This window comes from Paraburkholderia sp. Cy-641, from assembly GCF_011752945.1.
Classification (GTDB): domain Bacteria; phylum Pseudomonadota; class Gammaproteobacteria; order Burkholderiales; family Burkholderiaceae; genus Paraburkholderia.
Window position 1 is genome coordinate 11,917 of sequence record NZ_VWWM01000063.1, and the last position, 16,308, is coordinate 28,224.

Consider the following 16,308-nt stretch of genomic DNA (forward strand, 5'->3'; position numbering starts at 1 on the left):
GGTCGAATGCCGTCATGCTCAACCTTGGCCGCAATCTTGCCGCGTCTTACGAGACGACCCCGCGGTAACACTTGGTTAACGATTCGAAACGCAACTGAAGGGCGTGGCTGCTAATTTCGGCCCAGACAATGAGCCTTTGAATCCGGGCCGTTCGATAACCCTGCGCATGCGATTGCGCATGCCGAAGCCGGAAGAAAAGAACGTACCCGCCCTCGAGCCGTTATCGGGCCGCCCGGGCGACGCCTGCCCGAATCCAGTTCTCGATGAAGCACGATCCTCCGCCGGCCACCGCGGCGCAATGGCGCGCCGAAGCCGACGCCTGCCTCGCACGCGCGGAGCACGAAGCCGCATTGCGCTGTTTCGAATCCGCATGCGCGCTCGAACCCGCCGATGCCGGCCATCACGAGCGCCTTGCCGCGACGCTGGTCGTGCTGGAGCGTTTCTCCGAAGCCGAAGTCCGTTATCGCGAGGCCATTGCGTGCGATCCCGGTAACGCCGATCTGCATCACGGGCTCGGCTGGACGCTCGAACGGATGAACCGGCTGGAACCGGCGGTCGATGCCTATCGCGAGGCGGTGCGTGTCAATCCGTGCGCCGACGGGTCGCACAACAACATCGGCAACTGTCTGCAGGCGCTCGGCCGCTTCGAGGAAGCGCATGAAGCGTATCGGCGCGCGATCGACGGGGCGCCGCGCGTGCCGCTCTATTACCGCAATTTCGTGCAGATCCAGCACCTTGCCGCCGACGACCCCGTGTTCGTCCGGCTCGCACAGCTTGCCGCCGATACGGCATCGTTCAATCCCGCCGAACAGGCCGAGTTGCATTTCGCGTACGCCGCGGCGCTGTCGGGCGTGGGGCGTGACGACGAATCGTTCGATCATCTGCTCAAAGGCAACGCGCTGTTTCGCGCCGGCCTGCGCTACAACGAGGCCGAATCGCTCGGACTGTTCGCGAGCCTGCCCGGGTTGCTCAGCGCGGATACGCTGGCGGCCGCGCGAGGTCTCGGCGATCCATCGGCGGCGCCGATTTTTATCGTCGGCATGCCGCGTTCGGGCTCGACGCTGATCGAGCAGATTTTCGCGAGTCATCCCCATGTGTTAGGCGCGGGTGAGCGCACCGAATTCGGCGAGGCGCTGGTGACGTGCATTCGCCGTGACGCCGCCGACCCGTTGCGGATCGATATCGAAGCGTTGCAGCAGGCCGGCGCCGCGCAATGGCGCACGCTGGGCGCCGACTATCTGCAACGGATGCAACGCGTGCTGGCGGAAACCGGGGCGCGCGCGGGGAACGCCGCACCGCGCCACACCCATTTCACCGACAAATATCCGTTCAATTTCATCAACGTCGGCCTGATTCATCTGGCGCTGCCGAATGCGCGCTTCATTCACTGTCGCCGTTCGCCGTTGCAGACCTGTCTGTCGATTTTTTCGCGGATTTTCCACGACGTGCCGTTCGGCTACGATCTCGGCGAACTGGGCCGCTATTACCGCGCGTACGATGCATTGATGTCGCATTGGCGGCGCGTGCTGCCCGAAGGCGTGATGATCGAGATCGAATACGAAGACCTGGTCGACGATTTCGAGGCCAATGTGCGTCGTCTGCTCGCGCATTGCGGACTCGACTGGGACGAGCGTTGTCGCGCGTTTTACCGGACTTCGCGGCGCGTGAGCACCGCGAGTTCGGCGCAGGTGCGCCGTCCGCTTTACCGGACTTCGATACGTCGCTGGCAGCCGCGCGCGGAGTTGCTCGAACCGTTGTTGACGGGGCTGGGGGCGGAACTGGGAGCGGCGCGGGAAATGAGGCGGCGAGAAGAGAGATCGCAGGAGAGAGGACTACCGGAAGCCGACGTAAACAACCCGCCTTGATCCCGGCACGCAGCGAACACGACCGGCACCGGCACCGGCACGAGCGGATAAAAACGTAGCGCGCGTCAACGCGCGATCGCCGCCGCGTGATGCAGCGCAGGGTACACGCCGACGATGAACGCCGCGTAGAGCGCGGCCATCGTCACGCCGGCGGCCGTGCCCCAGATATCGCGCGATGCCGCGCCCTGGCGGAAATGCACGGGCAGCCCGACGATCACATAGCCGATCACGAAGAACACGATGACCGCGCGCACGGGCGACAGATCGTGACCGATAAATTCAAGCAGGGCGGACAGATTGAATGCGGGCATGGACAGGCAGGCAATCGCGCGGTCGGAGGTGTCGCGCGCGAAGCCGGAAGCCGAGAGCGACGAGTGCGAGGCAGCGAGCGGTTCGCTCCATTTCACTCGTGCGGCGAGCTTCATCGCGCGATGACTTATGCGCATTAAAGGCTACGCACTCGCGACACGCAAGAAAAAGACTGTATAAATTTGTACGGCGCCGCTTTGCTTGCAGCGGGCCTGCAAGGCGACTTTCAGCGGGGCTTCACGGCGCTCCGGATGGCTTTCGACGCGAGGGTGCCGGCGTATGTCCGGCGCTGCCTTAATGTCGCTTCAACGTCGCTTCAATAGTGCTTTAACGTTTCCCCGAGGCGACGCCCGAACCGTGCCTAAGCGCCCGCTTCGCGCTTGCGCAATGGATCGAGCAACGGCTTCAGACCGTTGTGATCGATCTCCTGCATCAACGAGAGCAGACGGCCGATTTCGCCAGGCGGAAAGCCCTGGCTCGCGAACCAGTTCAAATAGTGGCCAGGCAGATCGGCAATCACGCGGCCCTTGTATTTGCCGAAGGGCATCACGCGCGTGACCAGCAGTTCGAGTTGTTCGGGATTCATGGCGGATTCATGCGGGGTAATTGCCGGGAAGCCGGCGCGAGGTTCATGAAGCGCGCCGCGAAGGATCGGGCCCGAGGCGCGGCCGCGAGCACGACCATCGAGGCCCGGCAGCGCCGGTCCGGCTTGGGTTCCGCGCAGGCACCGTATTCTAGCCGTGCTGCAGGCAGGGCGCCGGCATGGTAACGTCTGCGCTTTCCGTTCATCTATTCGACAGGACAAGCTAAATGGAATACCGCAGACTCGGTGACTCCGACGTGAAAGTCAGCCAGATCGGTCTCGGCACCATGACGTGGGGCGAGCAGAACACCGAACAGGAAGCGCATGCGCAGATCGACTACGCGCTCGATCACGGCGTCAATCTGATCGACACTGCTGAAATGTATCCGGTGCCGCCGCGCGCCGAAACGCAGGGCTCGACCGAGCGCTACATCGGCACGTGGCTCGCGCAGCACGGCAGCATGCGCGAGAAGATCGTGCTCGCCACCAAGATCACCGGGCCCGCGCGTCAACCGCATAACCCGCGCCATATTCGCGGCGAGGCCAACCAGTTCGATCGCAAGAATCTGACCGAGGCGCTCGACGGCAGCCTCAAGCGTCTGCAGACGGACTACGTCGATCTGTATCAGATGCACTGGCCCGATCGCAGCACGATGACGTTCGGCCGCCCCCTGTATCCGTGGGTCGACGACGCGTACACGGTGCCGATCGAAGAGACGCTCGCGGTGCTCGCCGACTTCGTCAAGCAAGGCAAGGTGCGTCACATCGGCGTGTCGAACGAAACGCCGTGGGGCGTCGCGCAATTCCTGCGCGCGGCCGAAAAGTTCGGCCTGCCGCGCATCGTCAGCGTCCAGAATCCGTACAACCTCGTGAACCGTACCTACGAAGCGGGCCTGTCCGAGTTCGCGCATCGCGATGGCATCGGCCTGCTCGCGTATTCGCCGCTCGCGTTCGGCTGGCTGTCGGGCAAGTACGAAGGCGGCGCGCGTCCGGCCGGCGCGCGCATCACGCAGTTCGAACGTTTCCAGCGCTACAGCAAGCCGCAGGCCATGCAGGCGACCTCGCGCTACGTCGAACTCGCGAAGCGTCACGGCCTGTCGCCCGCGCAGTTCGCGCTCGCGTTCGTCAACAGCCGCCCGTTCGTGACGAGTACCCTGGTCGGCGCGACCTCGCTCGAGCAGTTGAAGGAAAACATCGCGAGCGCGCAGGTGACGCTGTCGGCGGAAGCGCTGGTGGAAATCGACCAGCTGCACGAATTGCAGCCGAGCCCGGCGCCTTGAGCGTGAGGTGAGGGCGAGGTGAGCGCTGCGTGTTCCGGTGGGCCGGGCTGGTCTGCCGGGACACGCCCGTGAAGCTGTTTCAGCCCGCGGCCCTCGCTGCATCTGCCGCTGCGTTCCTGGGCTCATGCGTCGACTCATGCGTCGGTTCGCGCGTCGCCCCATGCGGCGCATTCTCGCCGAGATCCCAGAACAGTCCCGCCATCATCCGCAATCCCTCGCGCACGACCGGGCTAAGCAGATGCTCGTTCGGCGCATGCTGCGAGCAGGCCGGGTACGAATGCGGCACCCAGATCGTCGGCAGACCGAGCGTGTCGGCGAATACGTCGTTGGGCAACGTGCCGCCGAGGTTCGGCAGCACCGCGGTTTTCTTGCCCGTGGTCCGTTCGAGCGACGCGATCGCCCATTCGACCCACGGGTCGTCCGGATTCAGGCGCGTGGCCGGCGCGCCGCGTTCGACGTCGAGTTCGACGAGCTGAAAACCATGCGCGTCGAGATGCGCGCGCAGATGCTGGCCGAGGTTCTCCCAATCGGTGCCGACCACGAAGCGCAGCTGGCAAACCGCGAACGCCGACGGCGGAATCGCATTGACCGGGTTCTCGGGATTGCCGGCCTTGAACGCGAGCACCTCGACGCTGTTCCAGCCGAACACACGCTCGGGCGCCGTGAGACCCGGCTCGCCCCAGTTGTCGTCGATGGCCGGGTCGCCGGGGCCGCCGCCCACTGCGATGTCGGCGAGCGCGCGGCGCACGGCCTCGGGAATCGGCGGCGGACGCAAGCCTGCGACCGCGATCACGCCGCGCGTATCGACGAGACTCGCGAGCGCACTCGCGAGCACGGTGGCCGGATTGCGCAGCAGGCCGCCCCAATTGCCCGAATGGTGCGCGCCGTCGCGCAGGTTCAGCGACAGCCTGAAATTGACCGCGCCGCGCGAGCCGAGGAACACGGTCGGGCGGTGCGCGGCGAGACGCGGGCCGTCGGAGGCGATCAGCACGTCGGCGGCCAGTTCGTCGCGCTGCGCGCGGCAGATCGCATCGAGCCCCGGCGAGCCGGTTTCCTCGCCCATCTCGATCAGCAGCTTCGCGTTGAAGCCGAGCTTGCCGCCGCGCGCCTCGCGCACGCTCGCGAGCGCGGCGAGGTTGATCGTGTGCTGGCCTTTGTTGTCGGCGGTGCCGCGGCCGAACCAGCGTTCGCCTTCGACCGTCACGGCCCACGGCGTGAGCGGCGCGCGCCACTGGCTGTCGTAGCCGCGCACGACGTCGCCGTGGCCGTAGATCAGCACGGTCGGCAGAGCGTCGCCTTCATGACGGTTCGCGATCAGGAACGGTCCGAAGCCGTTCACCGGGTTATCGACGATGCGCGTCTGGAACCCGAGGCGTGTGGCTTCGGGTGCGATTTCGTCGCTCAGATAGGACCGCAGCAGTGCGTCGCGACCGCTTTCCTCGCTCTCGGTGCGAAAGCCGACGCGGCGGTTCAGGTCGGCGAGAAAGGCGCCGGATTCGAAATACCGGGTTGCGTGCTCGATCGCCTCGTTGCGGCTCATGGATGTCTCCGATGCGGGTTGGGCTGAATGGCTCGGGAGGCTGACGAGATCGTCATGCGTGTCATGCCCTGTCATTGAGAGCGATTCTAGAAGCCGGGCTTTTTTGTCACAATGGCCGCATGGCCATGTGCGACACCCAACGGCAAATGTTCTCCAGGATGCCGAATCACGGCCTACACTGTGGTGGACAGCGGCATCCCTCGACAATGCATTGCGTAAAAGGTCACGAAAAACGGCGCAGAGATAACTCAGGAAGTTCGCGGAAGAACCACGCAGAGGCAGCACGGTAACGCCGTCCGCCCGCGATGCTGCAATGCACATCGACGGCGGATATCGACCCGGACAAGAAGCGCGCACCCTCATCGGTACGAGGCGTTCGCTCACAACAGAGCAATAGGACCAGGACATCGAATGGCGCAGCAAAAAACCAATCCCAAACTCGAACAGGCGCTGACGCGCGGCGATCTGGCGATCCGTCAGGCGAACTCGGCACGCGCAACCGCGTTGTTGCGCGCGCTGGCCAAGATGATCGTCGATGCGTCGGCGACCATCGGCGTGGAAGCCTTCACGTTGATCCACGACGGCGACAGGATCTACGATCCCGCCGATGGTTTGTGGCCGCAGGCATTGCTGATTTCGCTCGACGGTCCGGTCGAGGATACCGATCCCGACGAAGTGCGCACGGTGCGGCTTATCGCCGACGATCCGGGCACGGTGTTCCGCGTCGAGTGGCAGCGCGCCGACGGCAAGATCGGACGTCATGAGGGAGGACCGTTCGCGACGGTCGCGTTTATCTCGGACGTCGATATTCCGTGGACCGATGACGAGGATTGATCGGGAGCCAGACTGAGGCGCGGGAGCGCTGCGGTTCAACCCCGCGCGCGGACAGCATCGCGCGTGCCCGATGCCTTGCACGGGTGGCTCACGTTTCTTGCCTGGCGTGACGTGCAGGGTTCCACGGAGTGGGGGCCGCGGCTTGCCGCACTCGGCCTACTTCATCATCCTGCGGCGAAACAGAATCGCGGCTACGACGAAGCCACCCACCGCATACGCGGCCAGCACGCCCGCGTGCCACAGCGCGTGAGCGACCGGCCGCCCGAGCATGACCGGGCGCATCAGTTCGACCGCATGCGCGAGCGGCAACGCGCCGGTCGCGGCCTGCGCGGCGGCAGGCAGTTGCGAGGTCGGAAAGAACACGCCCGAGAGCAGCAGCATCGGCGTGAGCACGAGCGTCTGATAGAACATGAAAAAGTCGTACGACGGCGCGAGTGCCGTCACGATCATCGCGATGCTGGCGAAGGCGAGACCGGCCAGCACGATGACCGGCAAGCCGAGCAACATCGATGGAAAGCTCGCGTAGCCGAGCACGCCGGCCACGAGCATGATCGCGGCGCCCGACAGCATCGACTTGCTGGCTGCCCAGATCACCTCGCCGAGCACGATATCACCGAGCGTGAGCGGCGTGTGCATGATCGCTTCCCACGTGCGCTGCACGTGCATGCGCGAAAAGCCCGAATACATCGACTCGAAACTCGCCGACATCATCACGCTCGAAGCGACCGTGCCCGCCGCGAGAAACGCGATGTACGAGACGCCGTCGACGTGCCCGACCATCAGCCCGAGTCCGAGGCCGAGCCCGAACAGATAGATCATCGGGTCGGCGAGATTGCCGAACATCGACGCAAGCGCGAGCTTCTTCCAGACCAGATAGTTGCGGCGCCACACCGCGATCCAGTTCACGGCGTTGGCGGGGAAAGCGGCGAACGGTTCCTGTGCCGAAGGCGTGCCGCCGTGGGTTTCGTAGGTGCGTGCGTCCATGAGGTGTCTCGGGTTGTTCTCGCGTGTCTGGCGTTTACCGGGTGCACCGGGTGTCTGCTTTGCGCGATTTTCTCGGTGGCGTCCCTTGTTTGCGGTTTCTATCCGGTTGCCGCATCTATTGTGCGACGTCGCGGCCGCTTATGCCTCGCGTGCCGGGCATGTTTCGACGCCTCGTTTCGATGCGCGTTCTCAATCCTGCATCTCGCGGCCCGTGAGCCGCAAAAACACGTCTTCGAGATTCGCCGGCCGATGCAGATAGCGCAGATCGGCGCGCTGCTTGAGCCGCGCATGCACAGGCTGCGCGTCGTTCACGTAGCAGAACAGGGTTTCGCCGCTGATCTCGGTTCGCTCGGCGAGCGGCGCGAGTTCGTCGCGCAACGCAAACGGGTCGGCGCCGTAGATCTCGATCACGTCGCAGCCGATCTCGGAGGCGATCAACTCGCTCGGCGCGCCCTCGGCGATCTTGCTTCCTTCCTCGATCACGCAGAGCCGATGACATAGCCGCTCGGCTTCTTCCATGAAGTGCGTGGTCAGCAGGATGGTTTTGCCGCGCGCGAGCAGCGAGCGCAACCGCTCCCAGATCAGATGCCGCGCCTGCGGATCGAGCCCGGTGGTCGGCTCGTCCATGATCAGCACGTCGGGGTCGTTGATGAGCGCACGCGCGAGCGTGAGGCGTCGCTTCATGCCGCCCGACAGTTCGCTCACGCGTGCGTCCGCCTTGCTTTCGAGCCGCGCGAATTCGAGCAGTCCGGGCACGGCCGCGCGGCATTGCGCGGCGCTCAAGCCAAAGTAGCGGCCGAACACGAGCAGGTTTTCGCGCACCGTGAAATCGGGATCGAGGTTGTCGAACTGCGGCACGACGCCGACGCGCGCCCGCGCCACGCGCGCACGGCCCGGAATCGGCTCGCCGCACAGGCGGATTTCGCCGGCATCGGGCGACGCGATGCCGAGCAGCATGCGCAAGGTCGTGGTCTTGCCCGCGCCGTTGGGGCCGAGCAGGCCGAAGCATTCGCCCGCATTGACATGGAACGACAATCCATCGACGACCGTTTTTTCGCCGTAGCTTTTCCTGACCTGATGGAATTCGATAGGGGCGGCAGGCATGGATCGATGAAGGCTCCGGAAGAACACGCTACGGCAGGCAATGGACGCGGTGCGCGCGGATGGCCGCAACGGCTACGAAAGCAGTCCATTCTAGGGCATTGTCGAGCGAAGACGCCTGCAGCCCTGTTGGGCGTAGACGCGTGTTGGACATCCTTCAGGCACCTATCGTGCTGGGGAATCGATGCTCGGGGGCGACGCTGAACGGAGCGTCGCCACGCCACGCGATATTTTTTGCGCTGCCATATTTGCGTGCAAAACCGGGCCGATGCCGCCGCAACGTCCGTGCGGCCTGCATTAACCTGTAGCGACTACGCACTTAGCGTTTTCCATCTCTTGCAAGCTGAATTGCGGCGCACCATGATTGACTCAGACCGCGCTTTCCGCGCGAAGGGAGAAAATGATGGCGAGCTACCAGAAAATCCTGTTGTGCTACGACGGCTCGCGCGAAGGCCGTAAAGCCCTGCGTTGCGGCGCCGATCTGGCGTTGGACCTGAAGGCGGAAACGCATTTGCTGTCGGTGGTCGACATGCGTTCCAGCATCGCGCAAAGCGCGGGCCTGTTGACCGACGTGGCCTGTGGCAGCTTCGAAAAAACCGCCCGCGAGATTCTGCAGGAGGGCGTGAACTGGCTGACCGAGCGCGGCGTGAACGCACAAGGGCATTTCGCGTTCGGCCATCCGATCGACGAGATCGCCAATCTCGCCAATGAGTTGCAGGTCGATCTCGTGGTGGTCGGTCATCGCTGCCGGACCGGCTTGTCGCGCTGGTGGATGGGCGCGGGTAATACGCCGCTGCTCGATCGCGTGTCGTGCAGCATTCTGGTCGCGTGTTCGTCGGTGCAGGAGCAGCAGCAGGCCGCAGCCTGACGCGGTGATGTACCGATGAGCGTTGCCTGAGCAACGCTTGCTTATGCAAGATGAGGCACGATCACGCGCGGGATTTCGACATGGCGCGATCGTGCATGAGAGTTGACGCGTGCGGCTCGTTGCGTGCCGGTCTGAATGAGGGCTTGCACGAAGGTCTGAATGACGGCCTGAATAACGGCGAGCGCCATTGAAAGACCTCGATGCGGTATCGAACAGCGCCGGGCGTATCGAAACGCTTGTCGCATCCTGTCGAGTGGCCGGCTACGATAGCCGGCCACTTGTCCATTCAGATCAAACTTCCCATTCACTCGTTCAGATTGATCGCGGCGAGCTTCCACGTGATCAGACCTTCGCGGCGGAAGATGGCCGAGTAGTTCGCATTGCCTTCGCCGCGCCGGTACGTGATGACGAATTCATTGAGGCTGCGATAACCGGCCGTGCTTTGCCGCGCGGGCGGTGCCGCATTCGGTTGATTGGTGTTGTTTGCGGCGGGTGGCGCCGGCTGGCCTTCCGTGCCCGCGGCAGGCGGTGCCGCCGGCTGCTCGCCCGGGGTGCCGCGTGGCGGCATGCCGTTCAGCAGGGCCGCGACACCGTCTGGTGTCGCATAGGCATCGACGTGCGGACCGATCAACGTCACGCCGATCACCGCGCCAATCGTGGCTATCTTGTTACCGGCGTCCGCTTCGAGCCGGCGCGTCAGCATGTCGGCCACCTGCAGCTTGAGGCTGTCGCGTAACGCGGGAAAGTCGACGTATGAATTGACGGTTTGCACGTCTCGCGCATCGGCCGCGCGTTTGAGATTGTTCACCGCGATATACGGCGACGCATAAATAAACCCTAGCGCGGCAATCACGATGACCACGATCAACGTGATAAGTAGTGGCCGGGTGGCACTGCCCTGGATGCGTTTCTGAACTCTCATCGGATCGGACTCTCCCGTCAGGTTGGGTCTAACGTGGACCACGGCGAGGACGAAACGATCCCAATATCACGCGAATACCTGAACACAGGAAGTACGCTCCGCGTTCATTCACAAATTATTCAGGACTCGCTCAGAATTTGCTCAGGACTCGAACACCGCGCCGTGCATATTGGCTTCGTCGGCTATGCAGCGATCGATCATACGGCATACGGCCTCGATCGTGCCGACCATGATTAATCGCGATGGCCCATGATAGACGCGCACCGGCGCGCGACGCGACGGCTCGGCCGTATTCAAGCCCGAATTCAGCGAGACGCGCGCGAATGCCGGCAACGACGACGGCAAGCCGGAGCTTGAAGCGGGCTCGTCGAACAGCGACGGCGTGTGCTCAGCGGGCGCTTCGATCAGTGGGCAGGGCGTGAGCTTGCGCAGATGGCGCAGATGGCGCAGACGGCCGAACTGGCGAAAAGGCAGCAGACGGGCAAGACGTTCCATGAGTCTCTCCAGGCGATGCGAGGTAAATGCAGCTTGGGTTGGACAAACCGGCGCGAGCGGTCCTGGCGGTACGGACGTACCAGCCAATCAGAACTCGCTCGGGCGAATCAGCCCTACGGCGATCCCTTCCAGCGCGAAATCCGCGCTGCCGGTTGCCACGAAGATGTTTTCGTAATCGGGGTTTTCCGCGATCAACTCAATGCCGTTCGAGCGGCGCTTCAGGCGCTTGACCGTGACGTCGTCGCCGAGCCGGGCAATGATGATCTGGCCGTCCTTCGCTTCGCTGCGCTTTTGCACCGCGAGCAGGTCGCCGTCGAGAATGCCCGCGTCGCGCATCGACAGGCCGCGCACCTTCAGCAGGTAGTCGGGCTTGCTCGAGAACAGCGCCGGGTCGCATGCGTAGTGCTGCGAGATATGTTCCTGCGCGAGGATCGGGCTACCCGCCGCGACCCGGCCGATGAGCGGCAGCGACAACTGCATGAGGCCCGCGTGCGGCAGCGTGAACTGGTGCGGCGCATCATCCTGCCCGGACAGCAGGCGGATGCCGCGCGAGGCGCCGGCCGCGAGCTCGATCACGCCCTTGCGGGCCAGCGCGCGCAGATGTTCTTCCGCCGAATTGGCCGAGCTGAAACCCAGTTCGGCCGCGATTTCGGCGCGGGTGGGCGGAAAGCCGGTGCGTTCGATCGCGCGGCGGATCAGATCGAAAACCTGCTGCTGTCGTGCGGTGAGTTTTGTCATGGCCACTGTATGTATGAACAGGTGACTGTATTTTTATACAGTATTCGGCGCATTTCAAGCTTTACTTTAAGTTCTCGAAACGGGGGACGTTCCGGCGTCGCTTTGGGGCGTCATCGCGGCTGTTTGGTCGTTACAGCGCCGCGCCCGTCTGCCGTTACCACTTTTGCGTATTAAAAAATGAAGAAACATTATTTTTAATGATGAAAGCGCTTCGATAGACTGGCTTCCGGGTTGGCGCTCATGTGCACGTGACCGCGACGCAAAACAACAGCAGATTCGCCGAGGCGGATCATCACGCGGAGAAAAGTTGACATGAACCATCGGCAGACGGGGCTTACGGGCAGGACGAAACGATTCATCGCGGCATTGGCCGTCGGCGCGGCGGGCGCGCTCGGCATGTTCGGCGCGAGCGGGGCGGCGCATGCCGACACGACGCTGCTCAATGTGTCCTACGACCCGACGCGCGAGCTGTACCAGGACATCAATCAGGCCTTCGGCAAGGAATGGAAGGCGAAGACCGGCGAGACGGTCAATTTCAGGCAGTCGCACGGCGGCTCGGGCGCACAGGCGCGCTCGGTGCTCGACGGCCTGCAGGCCGACGTCGTGACACTGGCGCTCGCTTACGACATCGACGCGCTCGCGAACAAGGGCCTCGTCGACAAAAACTGGCAGAAGCGCCTGCCCGACAATGCCTCGCCCTACACGTCGACGATCGTGTTCCTCGTGCGCAAGGGCAACCCGAAGCACATCAAGGACTGGGACGATCTCGTCAAGCCGGGCGTGTCGATCGTCACGCCGAATCCGAAAACCTCGGGCGGCGCGCGCTGGAACTACCTCGCCGCGTGGGCGTACGCCGAGCACCTGCCGGGCGGCAACGCGCAGACGGCGAAGGCGTTCGTCGGCAAGCTCTATAAAAACGCGGGCGTGCTCGATTCGGGCGCGCGCGGCGCGACCACGAGCTTCGTGCAGCGCGGGATCGGCGACGTGCTGATCGCCTGGGAAAACGAGGCGTTCCTGTCGCTGAAGGAATTCGGCCCGGACAAGTTCGAGATCGTCGTGCCGTCGGCGAGCATTCTTGCCGAGCCGCCGGTCGCGGTGGTCGACAAGGTCGTCGACAGGCATGGCACGCGCAAGCTCGCCGAGGCCTATCTGAACTTCCTCTATAGCGAAGAGGGCCAGGAGATCGGCGCGCGCAACTTCTATCGTCCGCGTTCGAACAAGGTGCCAGCCGAGCTGACCGCGAGGTTTCCGAAGCTGAAGCTCTACACGGTGGACGATTCGTTCGGCGGCTGGGCTAACGCGCAGAAGACCCATTTCGCGGACGGCGGCGTGTTCGATTCGATCTATCAGCCGCAGTAACAGCGGTTGCCGCCGCGCCTGAAAACGAGCGCGGCGGCAATGCCGCATCAGGCAGCATAAGACGACATAAGGCAACGCGCGGCGCGGCGGCGCGCGGGCCATCCGCCGCGCGAGCATCAACCCTGAACGAGTATCCAGCATGACCACGTTGACCTTTCGCAAGCCGAGCGCATTGCCCGGCTTCGGCCTGACACTCGGCATCACGGTGGCGTATCTGAGCCTCGTGGTGCTGATTCCGTTGGCATCGACCTTTCTGAAGACCTCGACGCTCGACTGGGACCAGTTCGTGCGCGCGGTCACCTCGCCGCGCGTGCTCGCGTCGTATCGGCTGACGTTCTTCTCGGCGCTCGGCGGCGCGCTCATCAACGCGGCGTTCGGCTTTCTCGTCGCGTGGGTGCTGGTGCGCTACACGTTTCCGTTCAAGCGCATCGTCGATGCGGTCGTCGATCTGCCGTTCGCGCTGCCGACCTCGGTGGCCGGCATTTCGCTCGCGGCCGTGTATGCGGGCAACGGCTGGATCGGCCAGTTTCTCGTGCCGCTCGGCATCAGGATCGCGTTCACGCCGGCCGGCGTGCTGGTCGCGCTGACGTTCATCGGCCTGCCGTTCGTGGTGCGCACGGTGCAGCCGGTGCTGGAGGAGTTCGAACGCGAGCAGGAAGAGGCGGCCGCCTGCCTCGGCGCGTCGCGCTGGCTCACGTTTCGCCGCGTCGTGCTGCCGGCCGTGTTGCCGGCGCTGCTGACCGGCTTCGCGCTCGCCTTTGCGCGCGCGCTCGGCGAATACGGCTCGGTGATCTTCATCGCCGGCAACGTGCCGATGAAATCGGAGATCACGTCGCTGCTCATCATCACGAAGCTCGAACAGTACGACTACGCGGGCGCGACCGCGCTCGCGGTCGTGATGCTGATCGTGTCGTTCCTGATGCTGCTGTTCATCAATACGTTGCAGTGGTATTTGCAGCGGCGCACGAGCCGCGGCGGCGCGGGGCCCGTGCCGCAGGGGCCGGCGGGCGGCGCCGTGAGCAACGCGGCGAGCGGCGCCACTGGCACAGCAACGAGCCATGCAGCGCGGGTCGCGGCAGTCGGCGGAGGTGCGCAATGAGCGGCCGTTCTACGAACCCGGGCAACCACGCGAACGGAGCCAGCGAAGCGCAGGGCGCAAATTCCGCGCGGGCCCGCGCCAGTGCGTCGCTTGACACCTCGCTTGGCACCTCGCCTGATACGTTACTCAACACGTCGCCCGGCGTGCCGCGCCGGCCCGATCCGGTCAGCGAGCCGCCGGCGGTGCGCTGGCTGCTGACCGGCATCGCGCTGCTGTTTCTCGCGCTGTTCCTCGTCGTGCCGCTTGTCGCCGTGTTCTATCAGGCGCTCGCCAAGGGGCTGCGCTTTTACTTCGCGTCGCTCGCCGATCCCGATGCGCTCTCGGCCATCAAGCTGACGCTGCTGACCGCCGCGATCGCCGTGCCGCTCAATCTCGGGTTCGGTCTCGCAGCGTCGTGGTGTATCGCGAAGTTCGAGTTTCGCGGCAAGGCGCTGCTGACCACGCTGATCGATCTGCCGTTCTCGGTCTCGCCGGTCATCTCGGGTTTGATTTACGTGCTGATGTTCGGCGCGCAGGGCTGGTTCGGCCCATGGCTCGCAGACCACGACGTGCAGATCATCTTCGCGGTGCCGGGCATCGTGCTTGCGACGATCTTCGTGACGTTCCCGTTCGTCGCGCGCGAACTGATTCCGCTGATGCAGGCGCAAGGCAACGACGAGGAAGAAGCCGCGCACGTGCTCGGCGCCTCGGGCTGGCAGATTTTCCGTCGCGTCACGCTGCCGAACATCAAATGGGGCCTGCTGTACGGCGTGATTCTCTGCAACGCGCGCGCGATGGGCGAGTTCGGCGCGGTGTCGGTGGTGTCGGGCCATATTCGCGGACAGACCGACACGATGCCGCTGCACGTCGAAATTCTCTACAACGAGTACAACTTCTCGGCAGCATTCGCCGTGGCGTCGCTGCTGGCGCTGCTCGCGCTCGTCACGCTCGGGCTCAAGCTGCTGGCCGAGCGCCATATGTCGGCGGAGCTGTCGGCCGCGCGCGAGGTGCCCGCGTATGCGGGGCCGGCGCCGGTGCCGTTGTCCACGGACACGGACACGGACACGGGCACGGGCACGGGCACGGGCACGGGCACGCGGCCGGCCGGTGCGCCGTCCGCGCCTCATTCGTTTTTCGCCAACGCAACGCCTGCGTCGCAGCCACACCCGCTCAAGCAAGGAGAGCTGTAAATGGGTATCACCGTTCGTCACCTGCACAAGCGCTTCGGCGATTTCGTCGCGCTCGACAATGTCTCGCTCGACTTTCCGCCGGGCGAACTGGTCGCGCTGCTCGGGCCGTCGGGGTGCGGCAAGACCACGCTGCTGCGCGTGATCGCCGGTCTCGAATACGCGGACGGCGGCCAGGTCGTGCTGCAAGGTCAGGACGTCGCGGCGGTCGGCGCGCGCGAGCGTGAAGTCGGCTTCGTGTTCCAGCATTACGCGCTGTTCCGTCACATGACGGTGTTCGAGAACGTCGCGTTCGGTCTGCGCGTGAAGCCGCGCAAGGAGCGGCCTGCCGAGAGCGTGATTCGCGAGAAGGTGCATGAGCTGCTCAGGCTCGTGCAGCTCGACTGGCTCGCGCAGCGTTATCCGTCGGAACTGTCAGGCGGGCAGCGGCAGCGTATCGCGCTCGCGCGTGCTCTCGCCGTGGAGCCGAAGGTGCTGCTGCTCGACGAGCCGTTCGGCGCGCTCGACGCGAAGGTGCGCAAGGAGTTGCGCAGCTGGCTGCGGCGTCTGCACGACGATCTGCATATCTCGACGATCTTCGTCACGCACGACCAGGAAGAAGCGCTCGAAGTGGCCGACCGCATCGTCGTGCTCAATCGCGGCCACGTCGAGCAGGTGGGCAGCCCGCAGGACGTCTACGATCATCCGCAGACGCCGTTCGTCTACGAGTTTCTCGGCGCGGCGAACCGTCTGCATGGCAACGTCGACGCACAGGGCTTCGTGGTCGATGGTGCGGCTCTGCCGGTCGCGATCACGGCCGGTTTCAGCGGGCCGGCGTTCGCCTACGTGCGGCCGCACGATCTGCAGCTGTATCCGCAGACGGCGGGGCATCGCGAGGGTATCGTGGTGGACGTGCAGCGCGTCGTGACGCTTGGCGGTTCGGTGCGCGTCGAACTCGCGGGCGGCGAGGGCAATCTGCTCGAAGCGGAACTCGATCGCGAGACGTGGCGCGATCTGCAACTGGCGGTCGGCGATGGCGTGACCGCGGTGCCGCGCGCGTTGCGCGTGTTTCCCGCGCAGTGAGAGGGGGGCGCCGCCGCGCGGCGCGCATGACAGGAGAGCAACGTATCGGCCGGACCCGGCGGTTGCGCCGGGTGAGTGGCTTCAAAGCGGTGACTGCAAATCG

General features: G+C 64.7%; 17 protein-coding genes. 8 read left to right on the plus strand and 9 right to left on the minus strand.

Annotated elements, in window-relative coordinates; translation table 11 throughout:
• Positions 1-263 precede the first annotated feature (263 nt).
• Entirely contained in the window at positions 264-1,865 is a 1,602-nt protein-coding gene (locus F3J20_RS26530) for a sulfotransferase (protein ID WP_167285164.1), read from the plus strand.
• Positions 1,866-1,930: 65 nt separating this feature from the next.
• Here the strand turns inward: F3J20_RS26530 and F3J20_RS26535 are convergent, their stop codons facing one another.
• The gene (locus F3J20_RS26535; protein ID WP_240162915.1) at positions 1,931-2,290 is read right to left on the minus strand and encodes a hypothetical protein; all 360 of its coding nucleotides are present in this window, start codon (positions 2,288-2,290) and stop codon (positions 1,931-1,933) included.
• A 245-nt stretch (positions 2,291-2,535) separates the two neighbouring features.
• Positions 2,536-2,760: a DUF3820 family protein gene (locus F3J20_RS26540; RefSeq protein ID WP_167285166.1), complete on the minus strand. Its 225-nt coding sequence runs from the start codon at positions 2,758-2,760 to the stop codon at positions 2,536-2,538.
• Between the two features lie 224 nt (positions 2,761-2,984).
• On the opposite strand from F3J20_RS26540, the gene F3J20_RS26545 reads away from it, so the two are divergent.
• Positions 2,985-4,037 (plus strand): NADP(H)-dependent aldo-keto reductase, encoded by a 1,053-nt coding sequence (locus F3J20_RS26545; protein WP_167285168.1) that lies wholly within the window; start codon positions 2,985-2,987, stop codon positions 4,035-4,037.
• A 79-nt stretch (positions 4,038-4,116) separates the two neighbouring features.
• Here the strand turns inward: F3J20_RS26545 and F3J20_RS26550 are convergent, their stop codons facing one another.
• Complete coding sequence (locus F3J20_RS26550; protein WP_240162916.1) at positions 4,117-5,577, minus strand: M20 family metallopeptidase; 1,461 nt, start codon at positions 5,575-5,577, stop codon at positions 4,117-4,119.
• A 411-nt stretch (positions 5,578-5,988) separates the two neighbouring features.
• On the opposite strand from F3J20_RS26550, the gene F3J20_RS26555 reads away from it, so the two are divergent.
• On the plus strand, positions 5,989-6,411 hold the full coding sequence (locus F3J20_RS26555; RefSeq protein WP_167038580.1) for a hypothetical protein: 423 nt from the start codon (positions 5,989-5,991) through the stop codon (positions 6,409-6,411).
• A gap of 156 nt (positions 6,412-6,567) precedes the next feature.
• Here the strand turns inward: F3J20_RS26555 and F3J20_RS26560 are convergent, their stop codons facing one another.
• Positions 6,568-7,395, minus strand: coding sequence for an ABC transporter permease (locus F3J20_RS26560; protein ID WP_167285169.1), 828 nt, complete (start codon positions 7,393-7,395; stop codon positions 6,568-6,570).
• Between the two features lie 189 nt (positions 7,396-7,584).
• Positions 7,585-8,499, minus strand: coding sequence for a nodulation factor ABC transporter ATP-binding protein NodI (nodI, locus tag F3J20_RS26565; protein WP_167285171.1), 915 nt, complete (start codon positions 8,497-8,499; stop codon positions 7,585-7,587).
• Between the two features lie 400 nt (positions 8,500-8,899).
• Here nodI and F3J20_RS26570 point away from each other — a divergent pair, with 400 nt between their 5' ends.
• On the plus strand, positions 8,900-9,364 hold the full coding sequence (locus F3J20_RS26570) for a universal stress protein (RefSeq protein ID WP_167038692.1): 465 nt from the start codon (positions 8,900-8,902) through the stop codon (positions 9,362-9,364).
• Between the two features lie 41 nt (positions 9,365-9,405).
• On the opposite strand, the gene F3J20_RS26575 is transcribed toward F3J20_RS26570, so the two are convergent.
• From F3J20_RS26575 to lexA, 4 genes are all read right to left on the minus strand, one after another.
• Positions 9,406-9,552 carry a hypothetical protein gene (locus tag F3J20_RS26575; protein WP_167038574.1) on the minus strand — a complete coding sequence of 49 codons (147 nt, stop codon included), beginning with the start codon at positions 9,550-9,552 and terminating at the stop codon, positions 9,406-9,408.
• A gap of 116 nt (positions 9,553-9,668) precedes the next feature.
• Positions 9,669-10,286: a DUF2939 domain-containing protein gene (locus F3J20_RS26580; RefSeq protein WP_167285173.1), complete on the minus strand. Its 618-nt coding sequence runs from the start codon at positions 10,284-10,286 to the stop codon at positions 9,669-9,671.
• A gap of 141 nt (positions 10,287-10,427) precedes the next feature.
• Complete coding sequence (locus F3J20_RS26585; protein WP_167285174.1) at positions 10,428-10,781, minus strand: hypothetical protein; 354 nt, start codon at positions 10,779-10,781, stop codon at positions 10,428-10,430.
• 87 nt (positions 10,782-10,868) lie between these two features.
• On the minus strand, positions 10,869-11,519 hold the full coding sequence (lexA, locus tag F3J20_RS26590; protein ID WP_167038568.1) for a transcriptional repressor LexA: 651 nt from the start codon (positions 11,517-11,519) through the stop codon (positions 10,869-10,871).
• A 312-nt stretch (positions 11,520-11,831) separates the two neighbouring features.
• Here lexA and F3J20_RS26595 point away from each other — a divergent pair, with 312 nt between their 5' ends.
• The 4 genes from F3J20_RS26595 to F3J20_RS26610 all read left to right on the plus strand — a co-directional run bounded on the left by F3J20_RS26595 (position 11,832) and on the right by F3J20_RS26610 (position 16,205).
• Positions 11,832-12,878 (plus strand): sulfate ABC transporter substrate-binding protein, encoded by a 1,047-nt coding sequence (locus F3J20_RS26595; protein WP_167285176.1) that lies wholly within the window; start codon positions 11,832-11,834, stop codon positions 12,876-12,878.
• A gap of 139 nt (positions 12,879-13,017) precedes the next feature.
• Positions 13,018-13,977, plus strand: a complete 960-nt coding sequence (gene cysT / locus F3J20_RS26600) for a sulfate ABC transporter permease subunit CysT (protein WP_240158753.1) — start codon at positions 13,018-13,020, stop codon at positions 13,975-13,977.
• Positions 13,974-15,146 carry a sulfate ABC transporter permease subunit CysW gene (gene cysW / locus F3J20_RS26605; RefSeq protein WP_205299381.1) on the plus strand — a complete coding sequence of 391 codons (1,173 nt, stop codon included), beginning with the start codon at positions 13,974-13,976 and terminating at the stop codon, positions 15,144-15,146. Before cysT ends, cysW begins: the two co-directional genes overlap by 4 nt.
• Positions 15,147-16,205 (plus strand): sulfate ABC transporter ATP-binding protein, encoded by a 1,059-nt coding sequence (locus F3J20_RS26610; RefSeq protein WP_167285178.1) that lies wholly within the window; start codon positions 15,147-15,149, stop codon positions 16,203-16,205.
• The last annotated feature ends 103 nt before the right edge of the window (positions 16,206-16,308 follow it).

Coding starts and splice junctions, on each gene's coding strand:
- F3J20_RS26530 (WP_167285164.1), top strand. CDS start 264: ATGAAGCACGATCCTCCGCCGGCCACCGCGGCGCAATGGCGCGCCGAA.
- F3J20_RS26535 (WP_240162915.1), bottom strand. CDS start 2,290: ATGAAGCTCGCCGCACGAGTGAAATGGAGCGAACCGCTCGCTGCCTCG.
- F3J20_RS26540 (WP_167285166.1), bottom strand. CDS start 2,760: ATGAATCCCGAACAACTCGAACTGCTGGTCACGCGCGTGATGCCCTTC.
- F3J20_RS26545 (WP_167285168.1), top strand. CDS start 2,985: ATGGAATACCGCAGACTCGGTGACTCCGACGTGAAAGTCAGCCAGATC.
- F3J20_RS26550 (WP_240162916.1), bottom strand. CDS start 5,577: ATGAGCCGCAACGAGGCGATCGAGCACGCAACCCGGTATTTCGAATCC.
- F3J20_RS26555 (WP_167038580.1), top strand. CDS start 5,989: ATGGCGCAGCAAAAAACCAATCCCAAACTCGAACAGGCGCTGACGCGC.
- F3J20_RS26560 (WP_167285169.1), bottom strand. CDS start 7,395: ATGGACGCACGCACCTACGAAACCCACGGCGGCACGCCTTCGGCACAG.
- nodI (WP_167285171.1), bottom strand. CDS start 8,499: ATGCCTGCCGCCCCTATCGAATTCCATCAGGTCAGGAAAAGCTACGGC.
- F3J20_RS26570 (WP_167038692.1), top strand. CDS start 8,900: ATGGCGAGCTACCAGAAAATCCTGTTGTGCTACGACGGCTCGCGCGAA.
- F3J20_RS26575 (WP_167038574.1), bottom strand. CDS start 9,552: ATGGCGCTCGCCGTTATTCAGGCCGTCATTCAGACCTTCGTGCAAGCC.
- F3J20_RS26580 (WP_167285173.1), bottom strand. CDS start 10,286: ATGAGAGTTCAGAAACGCATCCAGGGCAGTGCCACCCGGCCACTACTT.
- F3J20_RS26585 (WP_167285174.1), bottom strand. CDS start 10,781: ATGGAACGTCTTGCCCGTCTGCTGCCTTTTCGCCAGTTCGGCCGTCTG.
- lexA (WP_167038568.1), bottom strand. CDS start 11,519: ATGACAAAACTCACCGCACGACAGCAGCAGGTTTTCGATCTGATCCGC.
- F3J20_RS26595 (WP_167285176.1), top strand. CDS start 11,832: ATGAACCATCGGCAGACGGGGCTTACGGGCAGGACGAAACGATTCATC.
- cysT (WP_240158753.1), top strand. CDS start 13,018: ATGACCACGTTGACCTTTCGCAAGCCGAGCGCATTGCCCGGCTTCGGC.
- cysW (WP_205299381.1), top strand. CDS start 13,974: ATGAGCGGCCGTTCTACGAACCCGGGCAACCACGCGAACGGAGCCAGC.
- F3J20_RS26610 (WP_167285178.1), top strand. CDS start 15,147: ATGGGTATCACCGTTCGTCACCTGCACAAGCGCTTCGGCGATTTCGTC.